This window comes from Dietzia massiliensis (assembly GCF_018390595.1).
GTDB classification, from domain to species: Bacteria; Actinomycetota; Actinomycetes; order Mycobacteriales; family Mycobacteriaceae; genus Dietzia; species Dietzia massiliensis.
Genome location: NZ_JAHBAV010000046.1, coordinates 21,739 through 29,923, shown reverse-complemented (window position 1 = coordinate 29,923; position 8,185 = coordinate 21,739). Strand labels below are relative to the sequence as shown.

Annotated in this window: 6 protein-coding genes; all 6 read right to left on the bottom strand. The window is 72.6% G+C overall.

What is annotated here, in order from left to right:
* The coding region (gene nuoH / locus KHA85_RS12575) for an NADH-quinone oxidoreductase subunit NuoH (RefSeq protein ID WP_236885627.1) at positions 1-1,239 on the bottom strand (1,239 nt) is incomplete at its 3' end.
* Complete coding sequence (locus tag KHA85_RS12570; RefSeq protein WP_213186036.1) at positions 1,236-3,983, bottom strand: NADH-quinone oxidoreductase subunit G; 2,748 nt, start codon at positions 3,981-3,983, stop codon at positions 1,236-1,238. The genes KHA85_RS12570 and nuoH, both read right to left, overlap by 4 nt.
* On the bottom strand, positions 3,980-5,380 hold the full coding sequence (gene nuoF / locus KHA85_RS12565) for an NADH-quinone oxidoreductase subunit NuoF (RefSeq protein WP_213186035.1): 1,401 nt from the start codon (positions 5,378-5,380) through the stop codon (positions 3,980-3,982). Before nuoF ends, KHA85_RS12570 begins: the two co-directional genes overlap by 4 nt.
* Position 5,381: 1 nt before the next feature.
* On the bottom strand, positions 5,382-6,134 hold the full coding sequence (nuoE, locus tag KHA85_RS12560; RefSeq protein WP_213186034.1) for an NADH-quinone oxidoreductase subunit NuoE: 753 nt from the start codon (positions 6,132-6,134) through the stop codon (positions 5,382-5,384).
* Entirely contained in the window at positions 6,131-7,456 is a 1,326-nt protein-coding gene (gene nuoD / locus KHA85_RS12555; RefSeq protein ID WP_213186033.1) for an NADH dehydrogenase (quinone) subunit D, read from the bottom strand. The genes nuoE and nuoD overlap by 4 nt, the downstream gene beginning before the upstream one ends.
* Positions 7,453-8,088 (bottom strand): NADH-quinone oxidoreductase subunit C, encoded by a 636-nt coding sequence (locus KHA85_RS12550; RefSeq protein WP_438802056.1) that lies wholly within the window; start codon positions 8,086-8,088, stop codon positions 7,453-7,455. Before KHA85_RS12550 ends, nuoD begins: the two co-directional genes overlap by 4 nt.
* Positions 8,089-8,185 lie beyond the last annotated feature (97 nt).

The following is an 8,185-nucleotide window of genomic DNA, read 5'->3' as shown; positions in this document are numbered from 1 at the left end:
GGCCGCGAGCAACGGGGCGGGGGTCCCGAGCTGGCGGGCGAAGTGGTGGACCCGGGAGGACGCGGCGGCCGCGCCGCGGGTTCCGGCGTCGGTGGGCGCGGCGCGGCCGCCGCGTCGGGTGTGGATCCGGTGGACGACGACGATGACCGCGACCGCGACCAGGCCCGCGATCACCATGGCCGGCGTGAGGAGGTCCGACTCGGGACCCACGACCACCCGGATCGTGGCCACGGCCATCACCCAGGCGAGGGAGACGGGGATGAGCACCTTCCAGCCGAACGCCATGAACTGGTCGTAGCGCAGCCGCGGGAGGGTGGCCCGCAGCCAGATGAACAGGAACATGAAGGTCCACACCTTGGCGACGAACCACAGCAGCGCCCACCACCCGGAGTCGGCGCCGGGGATGAGCGAGAACGGCAGCGGCGCCTGCCAGCCACCGAGGAACAGCGTGGCCGCGAGCGCGGAGACGGTGGTCATGTTGACGTACTCGGCCAGCATGAACATCGCGAACCGCAGGGACGAGTACTCGGTGTGGAAGCCGCCCACGAGTTCGCCCTCGGCCTCGGGCAGGTCGAAGGGGGCGCGGTTGGTCTCGCCGACCATCGAGATGACGTAGACGACGAACGACGGCGCCAGCAGGAACACGAACCACACCTGCGACTGCGCGGCCACGATCCCCGAGGTGGACATGGTGCCGGCGAAGAGGAACACGCCGACGAAGGACAGCGCCATGGCGATCTCGTAGCTGATCACCTGGGCCGTGGACCGCAGGCCGCCGAGCAGCGGGTACGTCGACCCGGAGGACCAGCCGGCCAGGACGATGCCGTACACGCCGATCGAGGTGACCGCGAGGACGTAGAGGATCCCCACGTGCAGGTCCGTGAGCTGCAGCGGCGTCGCGGTCCCGAACACCGAGACCACGGGCCCGAAGGGGATCACCGCGAACGCCATGAACGCCGGGATCACCGCGATGACCGGGGCGAGCAGGTAGATCGGCTTGTCGACCCCCGCCGGGATGAGGCCCTCCTTGAGGGCGATCTTCACGCCGTCGGCCAGGCTCTGGAGGATGCCGCCCGGGCCGACGCGGTTGGGTCCGATGCGCATCTGCATCCACGCGAGGATCTTGCGCTCGAGGTAGATCGCCGCGAGCACGGTCACCACGAGGAACACGAACACCGCGAGGACCTTGGCGAGCACCAGCCACCACGGGTCCGCGCCGAAGGCCGAGAGGTCGGTCATGCCGTCACCTCCCGGGCGGCGGTCCCCGCGGCGGCGATGCCCACGATCTCGCCCGCGGCCGCGCCGAGGGTGGCGTTGACGGCCGAGCCGGGCGAGTTCTGCGGCACCCACACCACGCGGTCGGGCATCTCGGTGATCGCCAGCGGCAGGGTGATCGCCCCGCGGTCGGTGGAGACGGTCACCGGGTCGCCCTCGCCCGCGCCGAAGTCGCGGGCGGTCGTCGGCGACAGTCGGGCGACCGGGCGGCGGGCCGTGCCGGCCAGGTGCGGCTCCCCGTCCTGCATGCGGCCGGCGTCGAGCAGCATCCGCCAGGTCGCCAGGACGGCCTGCCCCGCGCCGGGCTCGGGTGCCCGCCCCGGCGCCGCCGCTCCCTCTGCAGCCGCACTCTCCGCAGCCGCTCCCTCTGCAGCCGCTCCTGCCGATGGCGTCTCGCGCGCACTTCGGGGGGTGCGAGACGCCATCCGGGCGTGCGGCTGTGGGCTGGGATGCGTACGCGGGCGGGGGCGAGACGCCATCCCGGCGTGCGGCTGCGTCTGTGGCGGTGGCTGCGGGACGAGGGTCTCGCCCACGGCCTGCATCTCACGGCGGACGGACTCGACATCCGGCAGCCCGAACCACGCCCCGGCCTCCTCCGCCAGCGCGTTGAGGACGCGGTGGTCGGGCATCGCGTCGGTGCCGGTCAGTGCCGCGGCGAAGGGGCGGGTCCGACCCTCCCAGTTCACGAACATCCCGGCCTTCTCGGCGACGGGAGCGACGGGCAGGACCACGTCGGCGCGGTCGGTGATCTCGCTGCGCCGCATCTCGAGGCTCACCACGAAGCCGGCGGTGTCGATCGCGTCGAGCGCCGCCCGCGGATCGGGCAGGTCCGCGGCCTCGACGCCGCCGACGAGCAGGGCGGCCAGCTCACCCGAGGCGGCCGCGGCCAGCTGCTCGAAGGTGGAGCGGCCGGGTGCGGTCGGCAGCTCGTCGCAGCGCCAGAGGTCGGCGAGGGCGCTTCGGGCTGCGTCGTCGGTGACGGTCGCGCCGCCGGGCAGCAGCCCCGGAAGGCACCCGGCCTCGAGCGCACCGCGCTCACCCGCGCGCCGCGGGATCCAGGCCAGGCTCGCCCCGGTGGCGTCGGCGAGTTCCGCGGCGGCCGACAGGCCACCCGGGATCGCGCCGAGGCGTTCGCCCACGAGGATCACCGCCCCGGGCTCGCGCAGCAGGGCGGGCAGGGCGCCGAGGGTGGGGTCGTCGACCGGTTCGTCCGCTGACGTGGGTGGGGGGTCGACGGCCAGGGCGTCCAGCACCGCCGGTTCGTCGCCGGGCACGGTCGGCAGCAGTGCGGCGCGGGTCTTGCGGACGGCGGGCGAGGCGAACGGCGCGATCGAGAACACCTTCAGCCCGTGGTCGCGAGCGGCCCGGCGCAGACGCAGGAAGACGATGGGCGACTCCTCCTCGGGGTCGAAGCCCACGAGCAGGACCGCCGGCGCCGCCTGGAGGTCGGAGTAGGTGACGGCGGCGGCCGCGTCCGTCCCACCGGCGTTGTCGCGCGATCCGTCGCCCGGGCCGCGGCGCACGACCCGCTCGGCGAGGAACGCGGCCTCCTCCTCGGAATGGTGGCGGGCGCGGAAGTCGACGTCGTTCGTGCCCAGCACCGTGCGCGCGAACTTGGCGTAGGCGTACGCGTCCTCGGCGGTCAGGCGCCCGCCGGTGAGCACCCCGGTGCGCCCACGCGCGGCCGCCAACCCCTCCGCGGCGACCCGTAGCGCGGTGGGCCACGGAACGGGGACGAGCCCGCCGCCCTCGCCGCGGACCATCGGCGTGGTGATGCGGTCCCGCTGGGTGGCGTAGGTGAACGCCCACCGGCCCTTGTCGCAGTTCCACTCCTCGTTGACCTGCGGGTCGTCGCCGGCGAGGCGCCGCAGTACCTTTCCGCGTCGGTGGTCGGTGCGCTGACCGCAGCCGCTCGCGCAGTGCTCGCACACGGCGGGGCTGGACACGAGGTCGAACGGGCGAGCCCGGAAGCGGTACTGCGCCCCGGTCAGCGCGCCGACCGGACAGATCTGCACGGTGTTGCCGGAGAAGTACGACTCGAACGGCTCGTCGCCGTATACGCCGACCTGCTGCTGGGCGCCGCGCTCGAACAGGTCGATGAACGGGTCGCCGGCGATCTGCTCGGAAAACCGCGTGCAGCGGGCGCACATGACGCAGCGTTCGCGGTCGAGCAGGACCTGGGAGGAGATGGCGATCGGCTTGGGGAACGTGCGCTTGACCTCGGTGAACCGGGAGCGACCGTGCCCGCTCATCAGGGCCTGGTTCTGCAGCGGGCACTCGCCGCCCTTGTCGCAGACCGGGCAGTCGAGCGGGTGGTTGATGAGCAGCAGTTCCATCACGCCGCGCTGCGCCTTGTCGGCCATCTCGGAGGTGAACTGCGTGCGCACGACCATGTCCTGGGTGACCGGGGTCGTGCACGAGGTGACCGGCTTGGGCGCGCCCTCGACCTCGACGATGCACTGGCGGCACGCGCCGGCCGGGTCGAGCAGCGGGTGATCGCAAAAGCGCGGGATCTGCACGCCCATCCGTTCGGCGGCGCGGATGATGAGCGTGCCCGGCGGCACCGAGACCTCGCGGCCGTCGACGGTGAGGGTGACGAGGTCCTCGGCGCGGTCGGCCGCGCGGCCCTCGCCGCGGTCGGTGTCCCGGGCGGGGTCCTGGGTCGGTCCGCGGGCGTCGCGGGGGGCTCCTGACGTGGCCGAGGTCATCGGGCCACCTCCTCGGATCGCGATGAGGGTCCGCGGGCCGGCCGCACGGGCGGACGCCGGGAGCCGGCACCTGCGCGGTCGGTGCGTGTGAAGACGGTGGAGCGGCTGTGGTCGAAGGGGCACCCGTCCGGGATGTGGGCGAGGTACTCGTCGCGGAAGAGCCGGATCGACGACACGATCGGGGCCGCGGCGGCGTCGCCGAGGGCGCAGAACGACTTGCCGACGATGTTGTCCGAGATGTCGAGCAGCCGGTCCAGGTCGTCGGCGGTGGCGGTGCCGTCCTCGAGCCGGGTCATGATCTGCCGGAGCCAGAACGTGCCCTCGCGGCACGGCGTGCACTTGCCGCACGACTCGTGGGCGTAGAACTCGGTCCACCTCAGCACCGCGCGCACCACGCAGGTCGTGTCGTCGAAGATCTGCAGCGCCTTGGTGCCGAGCATCGTGCCCTCGGCCGCACACCCCTCGTAGTCCAGCGGCATGTCGAGCTGGGCGTCGGTGAGCAGCGGCGTCGACGAACCGCCGGGGGTCCAGAACTTGAGCGTGTGGCCGTCGCGGATCCCGCCGGCGAGGTCGAGCAGCTCACGCAGCGTGATCCCGAGCGGTGCCTCGTACTGGCCGGGCCGGGTGACGTGCCCGGACAGCGAGTAGATGGTGAACCCGGGCGACTTCTCCGACCCCATCGACCGGAACCACTCCGGCCCGTGTTGCAGGATCGACGGCACGCTCGCGAGGGACTCGACGTTGTTCACCACCGTCGGACAGGCGTAGAGCCCGGCGACGGCGGGGAACGGCGGCCGCAGCCGGGGCTGTCCGCGGCGGCCCTCGAGGGAGTCGAGCAGGGCGGTCTCCTCGCCGCAGATGTACGCCCCGGCGCCGGCGTGGACGACCAGTTCGAGGTCGAACCCGCTGCCGAGGATGTCGCGGCCGAGGTAGCCGGCCTCGTACGCCTCGGCGACCGCGGTCTGCAGGCGGCGCAGGACGGGTACAACCTCGCCGCGGAGGTAGATGAACGCGCGCGAGGCCCGGATGGCGTAGGCGGCGATGATCACACCCTCGATCAGCACGTGGGGCGTGGCCAGCATGAGCGGTATGTCCTTGCACGTCCCGGGCTCGGACTCGTCGGCGTTCACCACGAGGTAGTGGGGCCTGGCCGCGGCGGACGGGTCGGCGGCGTCGGCGCCGGTGTCCTGCGGGATGAACCCCCACTTGCGGCCGGTGGGGAAGCCTGCGCCGCCGCGGCCGCGCAGGCCGGAGTCGAGCACGGTGGAGATCACCTCGTCGGGCCCGGCGGCGAGGGCGTTGCGCAGGCCCGCGTAGCCGTGGTTGTCGAGGTAGGTCTGCAGCGTCCAGCTGTCGGGGGCGTCCCAGTAGCGGCTGAGGTACGGCGCGAGCGGCATGTCAGGCCTCCTCGTCCGGGGCGGTCGGCTCGGGCGCGCGCATGTCGTGCTCGCGGGCGACGCGCAACCCGGCGAGTGTGGCCTCGCCGGGGGCACCGTCATTGGCACCGGGGCGGGGGTCGGGGAAGCCGGCGAGGATGCGGGCGGTCTCGCGGAACGTGCACAGCGGGGCGCCGCGGGTCGGGGTGACGGGCCGGCCGGCGCGGAGGGCGTCGACCACCCGCCGCGCGGTGGCGGGGGTCTGGTCGTCGAAGAACTCCCAGTTGATCATCACGACGGGCGCGTAGTCGCAGGCCGCGTTGCACTCGATGCGCTCGAGCGTGATCCGTCCGTCGTCGGTGGTGCCGGGTCCGTCGAGCCCCAGGTGATCGCGCAGGTCGGCGTAGATCTCGTCGCCGCCCATCACCGCGCACAGGGTGTTGGTGCACACCCCGACCAGGTAGTCGCCGGTCGGCGTGCGGCGGTACATCGAGTAGAAGGTGGCCACGGCCATGACCTCGGCGGGGGACAGGTCGACGACGAGAGCGCAGAACTCGATGCCGGCGGGCGTGAGGTGACCGTCCTCGGCCTGGACCAGGTGGAGGAGCGGGAGCAGTGCCGAGCGGGCCTGCGGGTAGCGGGCGACGATCAGGTCGGCGTCGGCCCGCAGTCGTTCCAGGACGTCGTCGGGGTAGGTCCTCCGGGCGTCGGGCCGGACGATCGCGCCCGGCTCGTCGGGCTGCTGGCCGAACTGAAGGAAGACGGGCTCGCTCATCGGTCCACTCCTCCCATCACGGGGTCGATGCTGGCGACGGCGGCGATGACGTCGGCGACCATCCCGCCCTCGCACATCGCGGCCACGGCCTGGAGGTTGGTGAACGACGGGTCGCGGTAGTGCACGCGGTACGGCCGGGTGCCGCCGTCGGAGACCATGTGCACGCCCAGCTCGCCGCGCGGGGACTCCACCGGCACGTACGCCTGGCCCGGCGGGACGGGGAAGCCCTCGGTGACCAGCTTGAAGTGGTGGATCAGCGCCTCCATGGAACTGTCCATGATGTGGCGGATGTGCTCGGCGGAGTTGCCCAGGCCGTCCGGGCCCACCTTGAGCTGGGCGGGCCAGGCGATCTTGGGGTCGTCGACCATCACCGGGCCCGGTTCGAGCCGGTCCAGGCACTGCTCGACGATCTTCAGCGACTCCTTCATCTCGTCGACGCGGACGACGAACCGGTCGTAGCAGTCGCTCGCCGAGCCGGTGACGACGTCGAACTCGTAGGTCTCGTATCCGCAGTACGGATCGGAGCGGCGGACGTCGTGCGGTAGGCCCGTCGCCCGCAGGACCGGGCCGGTGACGCCGAGCGCCATGCAGCCGGTGAGGTCGAGGTAGCCCACGTCCTGCAGGCGCATCCGCCAGATGGGGTTCTCGCGCAGCAGCAGCTCCATCTCGCGGATCCGCCCCGGCATCACCTCGAGCAGCTCCCGCACCTTGGGCACGGCCTCGTCGGGCAGGTCCTGGACCACCCCGCCGGGGCGGATATAGGCGTGGTTCATCCGCAGCCCGGTGATGACCTCGAAGACGTCCAGCACGAGCTCGCGCTCGCGGAACCCGAAGAGCATCGGCGTGCTCGCGCCCAGCTCGAGCGCACCGGTGGCCAGCGCGACCATGTGCGAGGCGATCCGGTTGAGCTCCATGAGCATCACCCGGATGACCGACGCCCGCTCCGGCACCTGTTCACTGATCCCCAGCAGCTTCTCCACGCCCAGGCAGAAGGCGACCTCGTTGAAGAACGGCGAGAGGTAGTCCATCCGCGTCACGAACGTCACGCCCTGCGTCCAGTAGCGGTACTCGAGGTTCTTCTCGATGCCCGTGTGCAGGTAGCCGATCCCGCAACTGGCCCGGGTGACGGTCTCGCCCTCGATCTCGAGAATGAGCCGCAGCACGCCGTGCGTGGACGGGTGCTGGGGACCCATGTTCACCACGATGCGGTCGTCGTCGGCGTTACGCGCGGCCTCGCTGATCGCGTCCCAGTCCCGCCCGGAGGCGGTGAGGATCGTGTCGGAATCGGCGGCCCGGGGCACGCGCGTGCGGTCGGCGGTCACGAGTACGCCCTCCGCTGGTCCGGAGGCGGGATGGTCGCGCCCTTGTACTGCACGGGGATTCCGCCCAGCGGGTAGTCCTTGCGCTGCGGGTGGCCCTCCCAGTCGTCCGGCATCTCGATCCGGGTCAGCGACGGGTGCCCGTCGAAGATGACGCCGAAGAAGTCGTACGTCTCCCGCTCGTGCCAGTCCGTCGTGGGATAGACGCGGGTCAGCGTCGGCACGTGCGGGTCCGCGTCCGGTGCCCAGGTCTCGAGCATCACCCGGCGGTTGTGGGTGATCGACTGCAGCGGGTACACCACGTGCAGCTCACGGCCGGTGGCGCCCGGATAGTGCACCCCGCTCGCGCCCAGCGACATCTCGAAGCGCAGGTCGGGATCGTCCCTCAGGGCCAGCGCCACCGCCGGTAGGTGCTCGCGCACCACGTGCAGGGTGAGTTGGCCGCAGTGGACCACGACCCTCTCGACCGCCTCGGCAAAGCTCGCCCCACCCCACCGCTGCAGGGCCGCGGTGAGCGCGCGGACGACCTTGTCGTCGTCGTCCCCGTACGGCGGTGGGGTGCTGCCGGGCAGGACCGTCGGGCGCACGAGGCCACCGAACCCGGAGGTGTCCCCCGAGCCCCGCACGCCGAACATCCCGTGCCGGACGCCCACGGTGTCGGGGCCCGCGGCGTCGTGGGGATCGGCGGTGACCGGCCGGCCGGCCGCGTCCGTGCGGTCGGGCGCGGCGGGG

Bases quoted from the DNA above. Each gene is read 5' to 3' on its own strand.
- KHA85_RS12550 (WP_438802056.1), bottom strand. From the start codon at position 8,088: ATGTTCGGCGTGCGGGGCTCGGGGGACACCTCCGGGTTCGGTGGCCTC.
- nuoE (WP_213186034.1), bottom strand. From the start codon at position 6,134: ATGAGCGAGCCCGTCTTCCTTCAGTTCGGCCAGCAGCCCGACGAGCCG.
- nuoF (WP_213186035.1), bottom strand. From the start codon at position 5,380: ATGCCGCTCGCGCCGTACCTCAGCCGCTACTGGGACGCCCCCGACAGC.
- KHA85_RS12570 (WP_213186036.1), bottom strand. From the start codon at position 3,983: ATGACCTCGGCCACGTCAGGAGCCCCCCGCGACGCCCGCGGACCGACC.